This is a genomic window from Streptomyces sp. NPDC001153 (assembly GCF_053598315.1).
The window spans coordinates 1-16,871 of the sequence record NZ_JBSFJZ010000015.1; the positions used below are offsets into that span (position 1 = coordinate 1).

At 71.2% G+C, this 16,871-nt stretch carries 16 protein-coding genes; 8 read left to right on the forward strand and 8 right to left on the reverse strand.

Going from position 1 to position 16,871, the window contains the following annotated elements:
* Positions 1-384: 384 nt before the first annotated feature.
* Positions 385-1,035 (reverse strand): DNA-3-methyladenine glycosylase, encoded by a 651-nt coding sequence (locus ACWDEN_RS18565; protein ID WP_351617583.1) that lies wholly within the window; start codon positions 1,033-1,035, stop codon positions 385-387.
* Positions 1,036-1,134: 99 nt separating this feature from the next.
* Here ACWDEN_RS18565 and ACWDEN_RS18570 point away from each other — a divergent pair, with 99 nt between their 5' ends.
* The 3 genes from ACWDEN_RS18570 (at position 1,135) to ACWDEN_RS18580 (ending at position 3,177) form a co-directional block, all read left to right on the forward strand.
* Positions 1,135-1,917 (forward strand): sporulation protein, encoded by a 783-nt coding sequence (locus ACWDEN_RS18570; protein WP_450859659.1) that lies wholly within the window; start codon positions 1,135-1,137, stop codon positions 1,915-1,917.
* A gap of 45 nt (positions 1,918-1,962) precedes the next feature.
* The gene (locus ACWDEN_RS18575; RefSeq protein ID WP_450859660.1) at positions 1,963-2,502 is read left to right on the forward strand and encodes a YbhB/YbcL family Raf kinase inhibitor-like protein; all 540 of its coding nucleotides are present in this window, start codon (positions 1,963-1,965) and stop codon (positions 2,500-2,502) included.
* A 168-nt stretch (positions 2,503-2,670) separates the two neighbouring features.
* Positions 2,671-3,177 (forward strand): HNH endonuclease, encoded by a 507-nt coding sequence (locus ACWDEN_RS18580; protein ID WP_351617574.1) that lies wholly within the window; start codon positions 2,671-2,673, stop codon positions 3,175-3,177.
* A 65-nt stretch (positions 3,178-3,242) separates the two neighbouring features.
* On the opposite strand, the gene ACWDEN_RS18585 is transcribed toward ACWDEN_RS18580, so the two are convergent.
* From ACWDEN_RS18585 to ACWDEN_RS18595, 3 genes are all read right to left on the reverse strand, one after another.
* Positions 3,243-4,211, reverse strand: coding sequence for an SPFH domain-containing protein (locus ACWDEN_RS18585; protein ID WP_351617571.1), 969 nt, complete (start codon positions 4,209-4,211; stop codon positions 3,243-3,245).
* A 111-nt stretch (positions 4,212-4,322) separates the two neighbouring features.
* Complete coding sequence (locus ACWDEN_RS18590) at positions 4,323-4,754, reverse strand: NfeD family protein (protein WP_351617568.1); 432 nt, start codon at positions 4,752-4,754, stop codon at positions 4,323-4,325.
* Positions 4,755-4,837: 83 nt separating this feature from the next.
* A complete protein-coding gene (locus ACWDEN_RS18595) occupies positions 4,838-5,629 on the reverse strand; it encodes an ABC transporter ATP-binding protein (protein WP_208901649.1) in 792 nt (263 codons plus the stop codon).
* A gap of 150 nt (positions 5,630-5,779) precedes the next feature.
* On the opposite strand from ACWDEN_RS18595, the gene ACWDEN_RS18600 reads away from it, so the two are divergent.
* Positions 5,780-6,568 carry a hypothetical protein gene (locus ACWDEN_RS18600; protein ID WP_450859661.1) on the forward strand — a complete coding sequence of 263 codons (789 nt, stop codon included), beginning with the start codon at positions 5,780-5,782 and terminating at the stop codon, positions 6,566-6,568.
* Positions 6,569-6,742: 174 nt separating this feature from the next.
* Here ACWDEN_RS18600 and ACWDEN_RS18605 read toward each other — a convergent pair whose 3' ends face one another.
* The 3 genes from ACWDEN_RS18605 to ACWDEN_RS18615 all read right to left on the reverse strand — a co-directional run bounded on the left by ACWDEN_RS18605 (position 6,743) and on the right by ACWDEN_RS18615 (position 8,927).
* Positions 6,743-6,988 (reverse strand): chaplin, encoded by a 246-nt coding sequence (locus ACWDEN_RS18605; RefSeq protein ID WP_351617561.1) that lies wholly within the window; start codon positions 6,986-6,988, stop codon positions 6,743-6,745.
* Between the two features lie 159 nt (positions 6,989-7,147).
* Entirely contained in the window at positions 7,148-7,789 is a 642-nt protein-coding gene (locus ACWDEN_RS18610) for a response regulator transcription factor (protein ID WP_351617558.1), read from the reverse strand.
* Positions 7,782-8,927 (reverse strand): GAF domain-containing sensor histidine kinase, encoded by a 1,146-nt coding sequence (locus tag ACWDEN_RS18615; RefSeq protein WP_351617555.1) that lies wholly within the window; start codon positions 8,925-8,927, stop codon positions 7,782-7,784. The genes ACWDEN_RS18610 and ACWDEN_RS18615 overlap by 8 nt, the downstream gene beginning before the upstream one ends.
* Before the next feature lie 227 nt (positions 8,928-9,154).
* Here ACWDEN_RS18615 and ACWDEN_RS18620 point away from each other — a divergent pair, with 227 nt between their 5' ends.
* The 3 genes from ACWDEN_RS18620 (at position 9,155) to ACWDEN_RS18630 (ending at position 11,977) form a co-directional block, all read left to right on the forward strand.
* On the forward strand, positions 9,155-9,850 hold the full coding sequence (locus tag ACWDEN_RS18620; RefSeq protein WP_351617552.1) for an SDR family NAD(P)-dependent oxidoreductase: 696 nt from the start codon (positions 9,155-9,157) through the stop codon (positions 9,848-9,850).
* A gap of 8 nt (positions 9,851-9,858) precedes the next feature.
* Positions 9,859-10,929, forward strand: coding sequence for an S-adenosylmethionine:tRNA ribosyltransferase-isomerase (locus ACWDEN_RS18625; protein WP_450859662.1), 1,071 nt, complete (start codon positions 9,859-9,861; stop codon positions 10,927-10,929).
* Positions 10,930-11,230: 301 nt separating this feature from the next.
* Positions 11,231-11,977 (forward strand): transglycosylase SLT domain-containing protein, encoded by a 747-nt coding sequence (locus tag ACWDEN_RS18630; RefSeq protein ID WP_351617547.1) that lies wholly within the window; start codon positions 11,231-11,233, stop codon positions 11,975-11,977.
* Between the two features lie 83 nt (positions 11,978-12,060).
* Here ACWDEN_RS18630 and ACWDEN_RS18635 read toward each other — a convergent pair whose 3' ends face one another.
* Positions 12,061-14,631: an FHA domain-containing protein gene (locus tag ACWDEN_RS18635; RefSeq protein ID WP_450859663.1), complete on the reverse strand. Its 2,571-nt coding sequence runs from the start codon at positions 14,629-14,631 to the stop codon at positions 12,061-12,063.
* Positions 14,632-14,872: 241 nt separating this feature from the next.
* Here ACWDEN_RS18635 and ACWDEN_RS18640 point away from each other — a divergent pair, with 241 nt between their 5' ends.
* Positions 14,873-16,825 carry a streptophobe family protein gene (locus tag ACWDEN_RS18640; RefSeq protein ID WP_450859664.1) on the forward strand — a complete coding sequence of 651 codons (1,953 nt, stop codon included), beginning with the start codon at positions 14,873-14,875 and terminating at the stop codon, positions 16,823-16,825.
* Positions 16,826-16,871 lie beyond the last annotated feature (46 nt).

Genomic DNA, 16,871 nt, shown 5'->3' on the forward strand with positions numbered 1-16,871 from the left:
TGATTTTTGGCACGCTGTTGAGTTCTCAAGGAACGGTCGCTTCCTTCGTACTCACCCTCTCGGGCTTTCCTCCGGGCGCTTCCCTTCGGTGTTTCCGACTCTATCAGATCTTTTCTCGATCCGATTCCCTGTCGGCGGGTGTCCTCCAGGTTTTCGGCTTTCGCCGTCCGCCCTTTCGACATTCACTACGTTAGCTCATTCTCTCGGCGACTCATAATCGAGTCTCGATCGAGTCTCGCGAGTTCGAATTCGGGCACGCGGGCGCGCCAAAATCGACCCCGGCGAGGGGTTGTAGCTGAGTAGTGGGTTGGCCGCTCCGGCTGCAGGCGATTGCCGTACCCGGTTCAGCGGCTCGGGATACATTACGCACCCCGGCGAGGCGCGTCAACTTGGGCGCCGCCTCGGTACATGTGCCCGATAGGGGCTCACCGTAGGGTCGCCCGCCACCCAGTAACGCCAGGGATGGATGTCGCCATTCCCGCCTTCGCCGGCGACTCCGGTGCGCGGTCCGCTTCGTACCTGGTCAGCGGCTACCGGCGTACCGGTGAGCATCCGCAGCGGGGTCTCGCCGGAGGCGCACGCGTCCGTGCCGTCCAGGGCGCGGTCGACGTCCAGGGCCGTGGCCAGGCGGGCCGGACCTTTGGCCAGTTCCTTGTCGTTCCGGGCCGAAACTCGTCGTTTGCGGGCCAGTTCGACACCTTCGACGACCTCGCCGGCGCGGAGCAGGACGGCGCTCGCCCGGCCCTCGGGTCCGCAGACGAGGTTCATGCAGTGCCACATGCCATAGGTGAAGTAGACGTACACGTGTCCGGGCCGACCGAACATCACGGCGTTTCGCGGGGTGCGCCCACGATAGGCGTGTGAGCCGGGGTCGTTGGGGCCGTCGTACGCCTCGACCTCGGTGAGGCGGACGGCGATCGGGCCGTCGGGTGTCGTACGCACCAGGATGCGGCCGAGGAGGTCCGGTGCCACCTCCAGGACCGGGCGGTCGAAGAACTCTCTGGGCAGTGGCGTACGGTCCGGGGGCGCGATCATGCCCTCCGAGGGTAGTGCAGGCGGGGCGGCCCCTCGGCGGAACCAGGTGTGGGCGGATCGCGTGTGTGGGGGCGAGGTCCGTTCGTAAAGGGAGAGTCAATGGCGTTCAGGAAGCTGCTCGCGAGCCTCGGGGCCGGCGGGGCCTCGGTCGAGACGGTGCTGACCGAGGCCAATGTGGTGCCGGGCGGTGTCGTCCAGGGTGAGGTGCGGATCCAGGGCGGGTCCGTGAACCAGGACATCGAGGGGCTGTCGGTCGGTCTTCAGGCCAGGGTCGAGGTGGAGAGCGGCGACGAGGAGTACAAGCACAACATCGAGTTCACCAAGGTACGGCTCGGTGGCGCCTTCGAGCTGCAGGCGGGTGCGGTGCACGCGGTGCCGTTCGGTCTGGAGATCCCCTGGGAGACGCCGGTCACGATGATCGACGGGCAGGCGCTGCGCGGGATGCACATCGGGGTGACGACCGAGCTGGCGATCGCGCGGGCTGTGGACTCCGGTGACCTCGACCCGATCAACGTGCATCCGCTGCCGGCGCAGAAGGCCATCCTGGACGCCTTCATCCAGCTCGGCTTCCGCTTCAAGAACGCGGACATGGAGCGTGGCCACATCCGGGGTACGCGGCAGCGGCTGCCGTTCTACCAGGAGATCGAGTTCTACCCGCCGTCGCAGTACCGGGGTCTGAACCAGGTCGAGCTGAGTTTCGTGGCCGACGGGCACGCGATGGACGTCGTGCTGGAGATGGACAAGAAGCCGGGTCTGTTCAGCGAGGGCTCGGACACCTACCGGTCCTTCCAGGTGGGGCTGAACGACTGGATGGGGACCGACTGGGCGGCTTATCTGAACCAGTGGCTGTCCGAGGTCGGCGGCAAGCGCAACTGGTTCTAGGCTCGGGGACTGCTGGTTCCAGATCATCGATCAGGAGGTACCGAGGTGACCGAGCTCAAGCGGCGGCCGCTCCCCCACGACTTCCATCCGCCGGTGCCGTCGTTCACGGTGACGAGCGACGACGTCGAGGAGGGTGCGACGCTGAAGAGCGCCCAGGTCCATGCGGAGGGCAACACCTCGCCGCACCTGCGGTGGGAGGGCTTCCCGCCGGAGACCAGGAGCTTCGCCGTGACCTGTTACGACCCCGACGCGCCGACCGGCAGCGGGTTCTGGCACTGGGTCCTGTTCGACATCCCGGCCTCCGTGACGGAGCTTCCGGCGGGTGCGGGCAACGGCAAGTTCGAGGGCCTGCCCGAGGGCGCGGTACATGTGCGCAACGACTACGGGACGAAGGACTTCGGTGGCGCCGCGCCGCCGCCCGGGGACGGGCCGCACCGGTACGTCTTCACGGTGTACGCGGTGGATCAGGAGAAGCTCGGTCCGGATGCCGATGTCTCGCCCGCCGTCGTCGGCTTCAATCTGCGGTTCCACACGATCGCGCGTGCCCAGCTCATCGGTGAGTACGAGAACCCTGCGCAGGGCTGACCGCACAACACGGATTCAGCCGAGCGTTCATTGAACGTTTGCCCGCCTCCGGTCTTGGAAGTGATCGGGGGCGGGCATTTTTTATTGCGTTGTCCATCTCGGCGCGCCCGTCCAGAGTTGATCCAAGCCCGCCGGGGGGTGGGCAGGTGCACACGGGAGGTGGGCTGGATGCGGGACACGCTGGTGCTGAACGCGAGCTTCGAGCCGCTGTCGACGGTGACGCTGAATCGAGCCGTCGTCCTGGTGCTGCAGGACAAGGCCGTCGTCGAGCAGGCCCATCCCGAACTGCGCATGCGCGGTGCCGATGTGGACATACCCGCGCCCCGGGTGATCAGGCTGTGCAGGTATGTGCGGGTGCCGTTCCGAAGACAAGCTCCGTGGTCGAGACGGGGTGTGCTGGTCCGGGACCGGCACCGGTGCGCGTACTGCGGGCGCAGGGCGACGACCGTGGACCATGTGGTGCCGCGGGCGCAGGGTGGGCAGGACACCTGGCTGAACACGGTTGCCGCGTGCGCGGAGGACAATCACCGCAAGGCGAACCGGACTCCGGAGGAGGCGGGGATGGCTTTGCTGCGGGAGCCCTTCGAGCCGACTCCCGCCGATGCGATGCTCTTGGCTCTGGGCTCCGAGGAGTTCGAGGCTCTGCCTGAGTGGCTGGCTCGGGACGCTGCCTAGTTCCCCGCGCCCCTGGAGGGGCGTAGGGGGAACCGGCGTTGTCCACAACTCCTAGTCGATAACTCCTAGTCGATGCTCGGCTTCTCGCGGCGTTCTGTGCTCGGGCCGTTGTTCTGTGCGGGGACATTGGCTCCGCCGTTGCCCTGGCCACCGCCGCCCAGGGGGCCGAAGTTGCCCATGGCGCCGGAGAGGCCCTTGAGGGCGTCGCCGATCTCGCTCGGGACGATCCAGAGCTTGTTGGCGTCGCCCTCGGCGATCTTCGGGAGCATCTGCAGGTACTGGTAGGACAGGAGCTTCTGGTCGGGGTCGCCGGCGTGGATGGCCTCGAAGACCGTACGGACCGCCTGGGCCTCGCCCTCCGCGCGCAGGGCCGCGGCCTTGGCCTCACCTTCGGCGCGCAGGATCTGGGACTGCTTCTCGCCCTCGGCGGTGAGGATGGCGGCCTGGCGGGTACCTTCGGCGGTGAGGATCGCGGCGCGCTTGTCACGGTCGGCGCGCATCTGCTTCTCCATCGAGTCCTGGATGGAGGTGGGCGGTTCGATGGCCTTCAGCTCCACGCGGTTGACGCGGATGCCCCATTTGCCCGTTGCCTCGTCGAGGACGCCGCGCAGGGCGGCGTTGATCTCCTCGCGGGAGGTCAGGGTGCGTTCGAGGTCCATGCCGCCGATGATGTTGCGCAGCGTGGTGACCGTCAGCTGCTCGATGGCCTGGATGTAGCTGGCGACCTCGTAGGTGGCCGCGCGGGCGTCGGTCACCTGGTAGTAGATGACCGTGTCGATGTTGACGACCAGGTTGTCCTGGGTGATCACCGGCTGCGGCGGGAAGGGCACGACCTGTTCGCGCAGGTCGATGCGGTTGCGGATGGTGTCGATGAACGGGACCACGATGTTCAGTCCCGCGTTCAGCGTGCGTGTGTAACGGCCGAAGCGCTCGACGATGGCTGCGCTGGCCTGTGGGATGACCTGGATGGTCTTGATCAGGGCGATGAAGACCAACACCACCAGAATGACCAGGACGATGATGACCGATCCCATCGTGTTCCCCGTACCCCTCTCCGCCTCGGCGCCTTCGGCAGATCTCGTGGTTGCAGAAGATCTTGCTGGTCGAGTCTGACAGACCATCGTCCAACTCGTGTGCAGGATGCCTCAGATGACGATGGCGGTGGCCCCTTCGATGTCGACGACGTCCACTGCCTGGCCCACTTCGTAGGCCCGGTCGGTGTCGAGGGCGCGGGCCGACCAGACCTCTCCGCCGAGCTTGATGCGGCCGCCGGAGCCGTCGACGCGCTCGAGGACGACCGCCTGCTTGCCCTTCAAGGCGTCGATGCCGGTGGCGAGTTGCGGGAGCTGTCTGCCGTGGCGGGCCGCGATGGGGCGGACGACGGCGATGAGCGCGACGGAGACGGCGACGAACACGAGGACCTGGATCACGGCGTCCAGGCCGAGGCCCGCGGCGACGGCGGCCGCGATGGCTCCCACCGCCAGCATGCCGAACTCCGGCATGGCGGTGACGACGAGCGGGATTCCGAGCGCCGCCGCGCCGACGAGCCACCACACCCATGCGTCGATGTCGTTCACAGGGTCATGGTAGGGCCGGGGCCGGGCGGCGGACAGGGCGCGAAAGGGAGCGGGACCGGCTCGGGAGGACCTTGGGCGGAGGGTCAGGACAGGGGCAGGCCCTGAGCCGTCCAGCGGTCGCCGACCTGCTCCACGACGAGCGGGAGGCCGAAGCAGAGGGAGAGGTTGCGGGAGGACAGTTCCAGCTCGATCGGGCCGGCGGCGAGGACCTTGCCCTGGCGGATCATCAGGACGTGGGTGAAACCGGGGGCGATCTCCTCGACGTGGTGGGTGACCATGATCATCGAGGGGGCGATGGGGTCGCGGGCGAGCCGGCCGAGGCGGCGGACCAGGTCCTCGCGGCCGCCGAGGTCGAGACCGGCGGCGGGCTCGTCCAGCAGGAGCAGCTCGGGGTCGGTCATCAGGGCGCGGGCGATGAGGGTGCGCTTGCGCTCGCCCTCGGAGAGGGTGCCGAAGCGGCGGTCGAGGTAGTCGCTCATGCCGAGGCGGTCGAGGAAGGCGCGGGCGCGCTGCTCGTCGACCTCGTCGTACTCCTCCTGCCAGTGGGCGGTCATGCCGTAGGCGGCCGTCAGTACCGTCTCGAGGACCGTCTGACGCTTGGGGAGCTTCTCGGCCATGGCGATGCCGGCCACGCCGATGCGGGGACGCAGCTCGAAGACGTCGACCTTGCCGAGGGTGTCACCGAGGATGGTGGCGGTGCCCTTGCTGGGGAAGAGGTAGCTGGAGGCGACGTTCAGGAGGGTGGTCTTGCCGGCGCCGTTGGGTCCGAGGATGACCCAGCGCTCGCCCTCCTTCACCGACCAGGAGACCTGGTCCACCAGAGCCCGGCCCTCGCGGACCACGGATACGTCCTGAAGCTCCAGAACATCGCTCATGAGCGCGTTGTCTCCCCTTGCAGTGTGGCCGGTCTCGGCTGTCGCGTACGCCTGTGGCTCGGTCCGCCGCGCCTGTGGGCGCAGCCCTTATGAAATCTACGCCACGAGTGCCCCGCCCCATTCCATCGGTCCGGTCCTTAGGGTGGGGGCATGCTCTCGGAACCGCGTTCAGGACGCCTCGCCGCTTGGGGAAATGCCCTCTTGGCCGGACTTGTCTCTCCGGATGACGCCGCGCTCGCCATCGTGAGCGAGGACACGGTGCACCGGGTGGAGGGGCTGCCCGGGGAGTCCGCGCCGGTCGGGCTCACGCTGGCACTGGGGCGGCTGCGGACGCTGGGGACGACCGGGCTGCGGGTCGCGCTGCCGGCGCCGGGGCATCCGCTGGGGCTGAGCGGTCCGCCCGAGTTCAATGCGCGGGCGCTGGAGGCCGAGGAGGCGGTGGTCTGCCACGGCGCCGCGTTCGGGCTGGTGCCGGAGGTGTACGAGGCCGGGCCGACGGGTGATGTGCATGCCGAGGTGGTCTGGCATGTGCTGCCGGTGCGGGAGGCGCCGCCCGCCGATGTGCCGTCGCTGGGCGAGGCCGAGCGGGAGCTGGCGGAGGCGCTGCGCGAGGCGACCGAGGTGCTGTCGAAGCTGGACGTCGCCGGGGCGGGCCCGGTGGCGGAGGCGGCGATCGACGCGTACCGGGCGCGGGCCGAGCGGGGCCGGGAGGTGCTGGCGCCGGGGTATCCGCCGCGTGCGGTGCGGGTGCTGGAGCTGGCGCAGCGGGTCGCGCTGCTGGTGTCGCTGGCGTACGGCAACGGGCACGGGGGTGCGGTCAGCTCCTCGGAGATGGCCGCTCGGGCGGAGGCCCTGCGGCCCGTCGAGCGGACGGCGCGGCGGGCGCAGGTGGCGGCGTACAACTCCATCGTGGAGGAGCGGGAGCGGGGCGTGCGGTAGGCCGACGGGTGCCGGGGTCCGGTGCGGGCGTACCTGGGGGCTGCCGCCCGCGGACGCCGCCGCCGGGCCTGCGGCCCTGGTGCTCGGGGGCCGGACGGGCTGGGGAAGCGGGACGACAACATGACAGGCCTCCCGATGGGCACCGGGAGGCCTGTGGTCGTTGTCGGCCGGACCTCAGTGGTTGAGGCCGCTGTTGCCGAAGGCCGGGTTCAGTACGCCGACCACGCTCACGCTGTTGCCGACCGCGTTCACCGGGATGTGCACCGGGGCCTGGACGACGTTGCCCGAGATGACGCCCGGGGAGCCCAGGGCCTCGCCGCAGGCGTGGGCGCCCTCCGTGGCGGAGGCCATCCCCGCACCGGCCGCCACCAGGCCACCGGCCACCATCGTCACGGCCGCGGCCTTCTTCAGGTTCTTCACTTTCCAACCCCTCCTTGACGTTCACCGCGGCGGCTCGCCGCAGCACGCACTGGAGAACGGCGGAGATCGCCGGAGGATGCGCCGTCCGGGTGACATTCCCACGACGGTATGAATCTCAGCCTGGGCTGTTGCCGTGGGTGAGGCCTTGGGGAGGGCGTTTCAGCCGGTCACGCCGTGGCGTACGGCCCACAGCGCGGCCTGGGTGCGGTCGGCGAGGTCGAGCTTCATCAGGATGTTGGAGACATGCGTCTTGACGGTCTTCTCGGACAGCACGAGGGCGCGGGCGATCTCGCGGTTGGAGCGGCCGTCCGCGATCAGGCCGAGCACCTCGCGCTCCCGTTCGGTGAGCGAACCGCCTCTGCTCTGGCCGGAGTTGGCCTCCTCCTGGGAGAGCAGGGCGCCGGCGACCTCGGGCTGGAGCAGGATGTGGCCGGCGTGCACGGAGCGGATGGCGCCGGCGAGGGCGTCGGGATCCACATCCTTGTAGACGTATCCGGCGGCGCCCGCGCGCAGGGCCGGTACGACCGTGCGCTGCTCGGTGAAGCTGGTGACGACGAGCACGCGCGCGGGGTTGTCGAGTTCGCGCAGCCGGCGCAGGGCCTCGACGCCGTCCATGCCCGGCATCTTGACGTCCATCAGGACGACGTCCGGGCGCAGTTCCTCGGCGCGGGCGACTCCTTCGGCGCCGTCGGCGGCCTCGCCGACGACCTCGATGTCGTCCTGCACTTCCAGGAAGGTGCGCAGGCCCCGGCGGACGACCTGGTGGTCGTCGACGAGCAGCACCCTGATCGCGTCAGCCACCGGGGACCTCCAACTCGATCGTGGTGCCCTTGCCGGGCACCGACTCCACGGTCAGCGTGCCGCCGACGCCGCTCGCGCGGTCCCGCATCGAGACCAGGCCCAGATGCCGTCCGGCGCGGCGGACCGCCTTCGGGTCGAAGCCGCTGCCGTCGTCGGTGACGCGCAGCACGGCTCCGCAGCCGCGCCGCCCGACGCTCACCTCGACGTGTTCGGCGCCGGAGTGGCGCAGTGCGTTGTGCAGGGCTTCCTGGGCGACTCTGAGCAGGGCTTCCTCCTGGGCGGCGGGCAGGGCCCGGAAGCCGCCGCTGGTGAAGGTCACGCGCGCGGTGTGGGCGCGGTCGAGGACCTGGGTCTGGGTGCGCAGGGTGGCGATCAGGCCGTCCTCGTCCAGGGCGGCGGGGCGCAACTCCACGACGGCGGCGCGCAGCTCGTCGGCGGCCTCGGCGGCGAGCGCGGCGACCTGGTGGAGTTCGCCCTTGGCCCGGGCGGGGTCGCGGTCGACGAGCGCCGCCGCGGCCTGGGCGGTCAGGCGCAGGGAGAAGAGCTTCTGGCTGACCGCGTCGTGCAGTTCGTGGGCGAGGCGGGAGCGTTCCTCGGCGATGGTGAGTTCGCGGCTGCGTTCGTAGAGCCGGGCGTTGGTGAGGGCGATGGCGGCGTGCTGGGCGAGGATGGCGAGCAGTTCCTCGTCCGCCTCGGTGAAGCCGCAACTCCCCTCTCGCCTGGGACAGTTCTTGTTGGCCAGGAAGAGCGCGCCGATGACCTCGTCGCCGTCGCGGACGGGCAGGCCGAGGAAGTCGGCCAGGTCCGGGTGCGCGGCCGGCCAGCCCTCGAAGCGGGGGTCCTTGCGCACGTCGGCGAGGCGCTCCGCCTTCGCCTCGTGCAGCATCGCGGCGAGGATGCCGTGCTGGCGCGGGAGCGGGCCGATGGCGCGCCACTGCTCGTCACTCACGCCGTCGACGACGAACTGGGCGAAGCCGCCGTGATCGTCGGGGACGCCGAGGGCGGCGTACTGCGCGTCGAGCAGTTCGCGGGCGGAGGCGACGATCGTCTTGAGGACGTCGCGCACCTCCAGATGCCTGCTCATGGCCAGCAGCGCGGAACTGACCGCTGCCAGGCCGGACCGAGGACGGTGACTCATGTCCTCACGGTACCGGCGGGGTGTGACAAGCGGATCGGACCTGTGGTGGCGGGACCCGGTCCGCTGGTCCTAGGGCGGCCGGTGTAGGCCCCGCGACCCCGGACGCGCGGTGTACGCCGAAGGGCCCCTCCGTGTTGCGGCCCGCGTCCGAGGCGGCCGGGACGGTGCCGTTCCTACGGTGTGGTCACCGCCCGACGGTGGCGGGAGGCGACGAGGGGACGGTAGTCATGCCGGTGGCGATCATCACGGGGGCCTCGAAGGGCCTGGGGCGGGCACTCGCGGAGGCACTCGCCGCGCGGGGCTGGGATCTGGTGCTGGACGCCCGGGGCGCCGAGGCCCTCAAGGAGGCCGCGGAGGGCGTCGCCGGGCACGGCACGCGCGTGACGGCCCCGGCCGGGGACGTGACGGATGCCGGGCACCGGGCGGAGCTGGTGGCGGCGGCGCGCCGGCTGGGCGGGGTCGACCTGCTGGTCAGCAATGCGAGCGCGCTGGGTGCGGAGCCGCTGGTGCGGCTGGCCGAGCTGCCCGTGGAGGGACTGCGGCGGGCGCTGGAGGTGAACGTGGTGGCCGCGCTCGGCCTGGTCCATGAGGCGCTGCCGCTGCTGCGGGAGTCGCCGGCCGGCACGGTGGTCGTGGTCAGCTCGGACGCGGCGGCCGAGGCGTACGAGACCTGGGGCGGCTACGGCGCCTCGAAGGCGGCCCTGGACCAGCTGGCGGCGGTGCTGGGCGTGGAGGAGCCCGGCCTGCGGGTGTGGGCGGTGGATCCCGGGGACATGGCCACTGACCTGTACGCGGCGGCCGTACCCGGCGACGACGAGCGGCGTCCGGCGCCGGACACGGTCGTACCGGCGTTTCTGCGGCTGCTGGACGAGCGGCCGGCCAGCGGGCGGTACGCGGCGCCGGCGCTGCTGGAGGAGCGGTGAGGACAGTCGTGCGCGTACCGGAGGGGCTGTCCGCGCGCGTACCCGCCGAGCAGCGTGGTCCGGGGCTGGACCGGGACGCCGTACGGCTGCTGGTCTCGCGCGGTACGCAGGTGACGCATCACCTCTTCCCGGAGCTGGGGCTGCTGCTGCGGGCCGGGGACCTGCTGGTGGTGAACACCTCGCCCACGCTGGCCGCGGCGGTGGACGGACGCAGCGGCCACGCGCGCGTGGTGGTGCATTTCTCCACGCGCGGCGACGACGGCCGGTGGGCGGTCGAGTTGCGGGAGCCGGACGGGCGGGGCACCACACGCGCGCGTACGGGCACGCGTGCGGGTACGGAGGTGCTGCTGCCGGGGACGGGGCGGCTGGTGCTGGAGGAGCCGCTGAGCCCGGGCGGGGAGCGGCTGTGGTGGGCCCGGGCGGACGGGGACGTGCTGGGGATGCTGCGCGCGCACGGGCGGCCCATTCGCTACTCCTATACGGAGCGGGACCAGCCGCTGTCGGTGTACCAGACGGTGTTCGCGCTGCCGTCGCCGGACGGGGCGGGCAGTGCGGAGATGCCGAGTGCGGCGCGCCCCTTCACCGCGGGCCTGGTGGCGGAGCTGGTGAGCCGGGGAATGCAGTTCGCGCCGGTCACGCTGCACACGGGGGTGGCATCGGCGGAGTCGCACGAGCCGCCGTATCCGGAGCGGTTCTCGGTGCCGGCGGCGTCGGCGCGGCTGATCAACGCGGCGAGGGCGGGCGAGGGCAGGGTGATCGCCGTGGGTACGACCGCCGTGCGGGCCGTGGAGTCGGCGGCCGGGCCGGACGGGGTGGTGCGGGCGGCCGAGGGGTGGACGGATCTGGTGGTGACGCCGGAGCGCGGGGTGCGGGTGGTGGACGGGCTGCTGACCGGGCTGCACGAGCCGGAGGCCTCGCATCTGCTGATGCTGCGGGCGGTGGCGGGGCGGGCCGCGGTCGACCGTGCCTACGAGGAGGCGCTCCGGGGGCTCTACCTGTGGCACGAGTTCGGCGACGTACATCTCGTCCTCCCGGAGGAGGGCCCTCACACAGAGCGTTGCAACGGCAACTCCTGGTGAGACTGTTACGTGTCCGATGTGAGCCCGCGCATAGGGCCCACATCACGTACGACCGGGCATAGGAGATAAACCATCCCCGCATGAACGGGACAGACGGTCCAGTCTGTCCCGTTTTGCCCTTGGCCGATCCACTATCGAGGATCGTACGTCACAGCTTTGCCTGGGAATTTTGCGCCAGCTAAGAATTGCTCCCGTCGCTCAGCGCCGTGGGTCACCGGCCCGCGGCGTTCGTGTGGGAGGAGCCGATTCCCCCGGCGGACGCAGGAGCGACCTCCGCGCTATCGAAGAGGTCCATCAGCCAATGCCCAAGAACATCCTCAACCGTGCTCATAGTCGTGCCCTGACCAGGCAGCACAAGATCGCCATCGCCGGCGTCGCCGCCCTCGGCACCGCCGCCATCGCCATCTCGGCCGTCCCGAGCAACGCCGACACCGTCACCACCGGCGCCCCGGCCACGGCCGCCCAGGTCGCCACCAGCACGACGCTGAAGAACGTCAAGGGCACGGTCACCGACCAGCTCGCCACCGAGACGGTCAAGCTCGACGCGTTCGCCGCGCAGAAGAAGGCCGCAGCCGAGGCCGCCGCCGCCAAGCAGCGCGCCGAGGCCGCGAAGAAGGCCGCCGCCGAGGCCGCCGCGAAGAAGGCCGCGCAGGACCGCGCCGCCACGGAGGCCGCGAGCCGCTCCACCCAGCGGATCGACATGCAGCCGGTCGCCGCGAAGACGTACGCCAACAACCTCGACGGCTGGATCCGCCAGTCGCTGGACATCATGCGCTCCAAGGGCATCCCCGGCAGCTACAACGGCCTGTACCGCAACATCATGCGGGAGTCCTCGGGCAACCCGATGGCCATCAACAACTGGGACGTCAACGCGGCCAACGGCATCCCGTCCAAGGGTCTGCTGCAGGTGATCCAGCCCACCTTCTCCGCCTACCACGTGGCGGGCACGTCGTGGAACATCTACGACCCGGTCGCCAACATCACCGCCGCCGCCAACTACGCGGCCCACCGCTACGGCTCGATGGACAACGTCAACAGCGCGTACTGAGGGCTGGCGCGGACCTCAGCGACGTGACGCCGAAGGGCGGCACCCCATCACGGGGTGCCGCCCTTCGCGTCGTACGGGCGCGGTTACTTGCGCATGACCTCCGGCTCGTGGCGGCGCAGGAAGCGGGCCACGAAGAAGCCGCAGACCACACCGAGCACGATCAGCGCGATCATGTCCAGGGTCCAGGCCCCGGCCGTGTGGTTCCACAGCGGGTCGGTGCTGCTCGGGTTGTCGGAGTTCGGGGCGATGTTGTTGAAGTCCAGCGTGGCGCCTGCGGCGGCCACCGCCCAGCGCGACGGCATCAGGTACGAGAACTCGTTGACGCCGAGTGTGCCGTGCAGGGTGAAGAGGCAACCGGTGAAGACGACCTGGATGATCGCGAACATCACCAGCAGCGGCATGGTCTTCTCGGCGGTCTTCACCAGCGAGGAGATCACCAGGCCGACCATCATCGAGGTGAAGCCGAGCGCCATGATCGGCAGGCACAGCTCGAGGAGGGTGTTGCCGCCCAGGACCAGCCCCTGGTCCGGGATCTCCCGGGGCGAGAAGCCGATCACGCCGACCATCAGGCCCTGGAGCACGGTGACGGCGCCGAGCACGACCACCTTGGACATCAGGTACGCCGACCGGGACAGGCCGGTCGCACGCTCCCGCTCGTAGATCACCCGTTCCTTGATCAGCTCTCGGACGGAGTTCGCGGCACCCGCGAAGCACGCGCCGACGGCGAGTATCAGCAGCACGGTGGTGGCCGTGCCGTTGGGGATGTGCGCGCCGGTCCTGGGGTTGATCGCCGCGTTGACCAGCAGGCCGCGCTTGTGGTCGATCAGCAGGCTGACCGCGCCGAGCACCGCCGGGAGGATCACCGTCAGCGCCAGGAAGCCCTTGTCGGAGACGATGACCGACACATAGCGCCGGATCAGGGTCATCAGCTGCGAACCCCAGGCCTGCGGCTTGGGGGGCTTGATGGCCTGCGGCGGAGGCATGTGTACGGACTGCGGGGCAACGGCGTCCACGTCCGCGGCGTACATCTGGTAGTGCTGGGAGCCCTTCCAGCGGTCCGCCCAGTTGTAGTCGCGGTAGTTCTCGAAGGCGGAGAAGACGTCGGCCCAGCTGTCGTAGCCGAAGAAGTTCAGCGCCTCCTCCGGCGGGCCGAAGTAGGCGACCGCGCCGCCCGGCGCCATCACCAGCAGCTTGTCGCACAGCGCCAGCTCGGCCACCGAGTGGGTGACCACGAGGACCGTACGGCCGTCGTCGGCGAGGCCGCGCAGCAGCTGCATGACGTCGCGGTCCATGCCCGGGTCGAGACCGGAGGTCGGCTCGTCCAGGAAGATCAGCGACGGCTTGGTGAGCAGCTCCAGGGCCACCGAGACACGCTTGCGCTGGCCGCCGGAGAGGGAGGTGACCTTCTTGTCCTTGTGGATGTCGAGCTTGAGCTCGCGCAGCACCTCGTCGATGCGGGCGTCGCGCTCCTGCGCCGTGGTGTCGGCCGGGAAACGCAGCTTGGCCGCGTACTTCAGGGCCTTCTTGACCGTCAGCTCCTTGTGCAGGATGTCGTCCTGCGGAACCAGACCGATGCGCTGGCGCAGCTCGGCGAACTGCTTGTACAGGTTCCGGTTGTCGTACAGGACCTCGCCCTGGTTGGCGGGCCGGTAGCCGGTGAGCGCCTTGAGCAGGGTCGACTTGCCGGAGCCGGACGGGCCGATGACCGCGATCAGGGACTTCTCCGGGACGCCGAAGGAGACGTCCTTCAGGATCTGCTTGCCGCCGTCGACCGTGACGGTCAGATGGCGCGCGGAGAAGGAGACCTCACCGGTGTCGACGAACTCCTCGAGCCGGTCGCCGACGATCCGGAACGTGGAGTGACCGACGCCGACGATGTCGGCCGGGCCCAGCTGCACCGAGCCGCCCTTGGGGATCGGCTGGCCGTTGACGTAGGTGCCGTTGTGCGAGCCGAGGTCGCGGATCTCCAGCCGGCCGTCGGGCGTGGCGTGGAACTCGGCGTGGTTCCGGGAGACCTGGAGGTCGGAGACGACCAGGTCGTTCTCCAGCGCACGGCCGATGCGCATCACCCGGCCGACGGCGAACTGGTGGAACGTGGTCGGGCTGCGGTCGCCGTAGACCGGCGGCGCCCCCGCGCCACCACCGGGTGTGTTCTGCGCGTACTGATCCGCGGGACCCGCCTGTTGCTGCGGGAACGCGGGCGCCTGCTGCTGCCAGCCCTGCTGCGGGGCCGGTGCCTGTTGTGCCTGCGGCTGTGCGGCCGCCTGCCCCGCGGCGGGTGCCTGCTGCGGTGCCTGCTGGGCCCAGCCCGGTGCCCCGGCGCCCTGCGCGGCGTACGGCGCCGGCTGCTGCCGGCCGGCCGCGGCGCCCGACAGGTTCAGCCGCGGTCCGTCGGTCGCGTTGCCAAGGTGCAGCGACGCGCCCGGCCCGATCTCCATCTGCTGGATCCGCCGGCCCTGCACGAACGTGCCGTTGGTGCTGCCATGGTCCTCGATGACCCAACTGCGGCCGTTGAAGCTGACCGTGGCGTGCCGCCAGGACACCCTGGCGTCGTCGAAGACGATGTCACCCTGCGGATCGCGGCCGAGGGTGTAGGGCCTGGACGGGTCCAACGTCCAGGTCCGTCCGTTTGATTCCAGTACGAGTTCCGGCACTCCATGCCCCACTGAGTTGTCCCCCGAGTTACCCCCATCACAGGGAGTCTAGGGATGTCGAACATCGGGGGGAACTATTTCAGGCTCGGCCCGCTGACCGAAACCCGGGCCTTGTCAACGGGCGCCCTCGCACGCTTCAACTCGCCCCGTTGACGGGGTTGAAACCGGGCCGGAGAGTGGTAATCCCGGCGAGGGGGACAAGCGCGGCTCCGGTGCCGCGCCGCGGATCGGGGGGTCTGCCATGAGGTCTGCCACGAACGCCGAGAGCGCGCCGCGTGCCGCGACGGTGCCCTGGAAGGACGTCCTGCTGTCCGCGATCGCCGCGGTGAGCTGGGCGTTGATGGGGATGGCGGGGACGGCCGCGCTCGGCCTGCATCTCCTGCGCGCGGACACGGCGGGCTCACTGGGCCCCATGACGGCGGCCGTTGTGGCCCTCGGGGCGGGTGGTTCGGTCACGCCGTCGGGCGATGTGTCCGCCTTCGGACTGAAAGGCGCCGAGGCCCACACCGCCATCGAGATCACGCCACTCGGGGTGAGCCTGGCCGGTGCCCTGCTGCTGTCGTGGTTCTTCCTACGGTCCCTGCGCAGGGCCGGAGTTGTCGTCGCCCCCGCCGAACTCCTCGCCCGCGCGGGCACGGTGGTCGCGCTCTTCGTCGCACTGCTGGGCGGTCTCGCCTGGGCCGGTCACGACATCGTCACGATCGACGGCGGCTCGCTCGGGCTGGACAACCTGCCGGGCACGGGCGGCCAGGGAGGCGGCGGGCTGAGCATCCCCGGCCTCGGCGACGTGAGCGGACTGCTGCCGGGCCGGATCGGCGACCTCGTCCACGCCAAGGCCGCGGTCGGCTTCACCGTGGACACGGCGGCCACGCTGCTCGGCGGCGCGCTCTGGTGTGCCGGCGTGCTGCTGGTCGCCCTGCTCGCCTCCCGGCGCGCGCCCCTGCCGCCCGGCTGGTCCGTCGTGCACCGGGTGGTACGGCCGGCGGTCTCGGCGCTGGTCACCGTGCTGCTGGTGGCCGTGGCGGCGGGGCTCGCGGCGGCGGCGTACGCGGCGATCCGCGACGACCGTCCCGGACGGATCGCCGGCGCGGCCCTGCTCGGTACACCGAACGGGGTCTGGCTCGGCCTCCCCCTCGGTCTCTTCGTCCCCTGGGACGGCCACGCCTCCGGCGTCCTCGCCAGGTCCCTCCCCCACCCGCTGGACCAGCTCCTCGGCGCGCACACCGACCAGCCCGTGACGCTGGGCCGGCTGGCCGGCCTGGACGGCCGGGTGTGGCTGCTGGCCGGGGCCGCGGCACTGGCGATGCTGCTGGCCGGTGTCCTCACGGCGGTCCGCACACCGGTGGTACGGCGGGCCGACAGCACCGTGGGACGGCAGGCCGACACCGCCCTCGCTCTCGCCACCCGGTGCGGCCTGCGCCTCGGCGTCACCACCGCGCTCGCCCTCCCGCTGCTCGCCTGGCTGACGGGCGTGTCCGTCACCTCGTCCCTGTCCGTGCTCGGCTTCGACACCTTCGACGCCGGCCTGGAACTGCAGGGCCGCCTCGGCCTGGCACTGCTGCTCGGCGCGGCGTGGGGCGCGGCCGCCGGGGCGATCGGGGCACTGGCGGCCTGGGGGACGGGGACGGCGGGGGCACGGGCGGCGTGGGCGGCTCGCGGGGTACCGGGGGACGCGGGAGTCGGGGGTGACGGTGGAAGCGTGGGGTACGAGGGTGCCGGCGGGAGGCCGGGGTACGGCGGTGCGGGCGGGGGCGAGGCCGAGGGCTCGAGGTACGGGGGCGCGGTCGAGTCCGCGCCGTACGGTGGCTCAGGCCTCGGCGACGGGGGCGCCGGTGGTCCCCGACCCGGCCACGGCGTCGGGCCGTACGCGCCGGGCAGGCCGTACCGGCCGCCGAACCCCGACACGAATCCCTATCTCCGGGTGCCGGAGGACCTCCAGGTGGCGGACGGCCTCCAGGTGCCGCAGGACCTGCGCGAGGAGCCGCCGGGTGCCGGGCCGGCGGCCGCCGGCAGCGACCTGTACGGCGCCCCGACCATCGCCCGGCCGCTCGACTCCGCTCCCCCACCGGCCCGGCGCCGTCCCACGGCGCGGCGAGGCGACCGCTCGCAGGGGGCGGACGGCACCGAATGGCCACCGCCGCCCCCTCCGCCGCCGCCCCCGGCCCCGCCGGGCAAGCCGAAGCGCCGCGGGTGAGCCGGCCGGAGCGGGCAGGGGCCAGCCGGCCGGGGGCGTGCGGAAG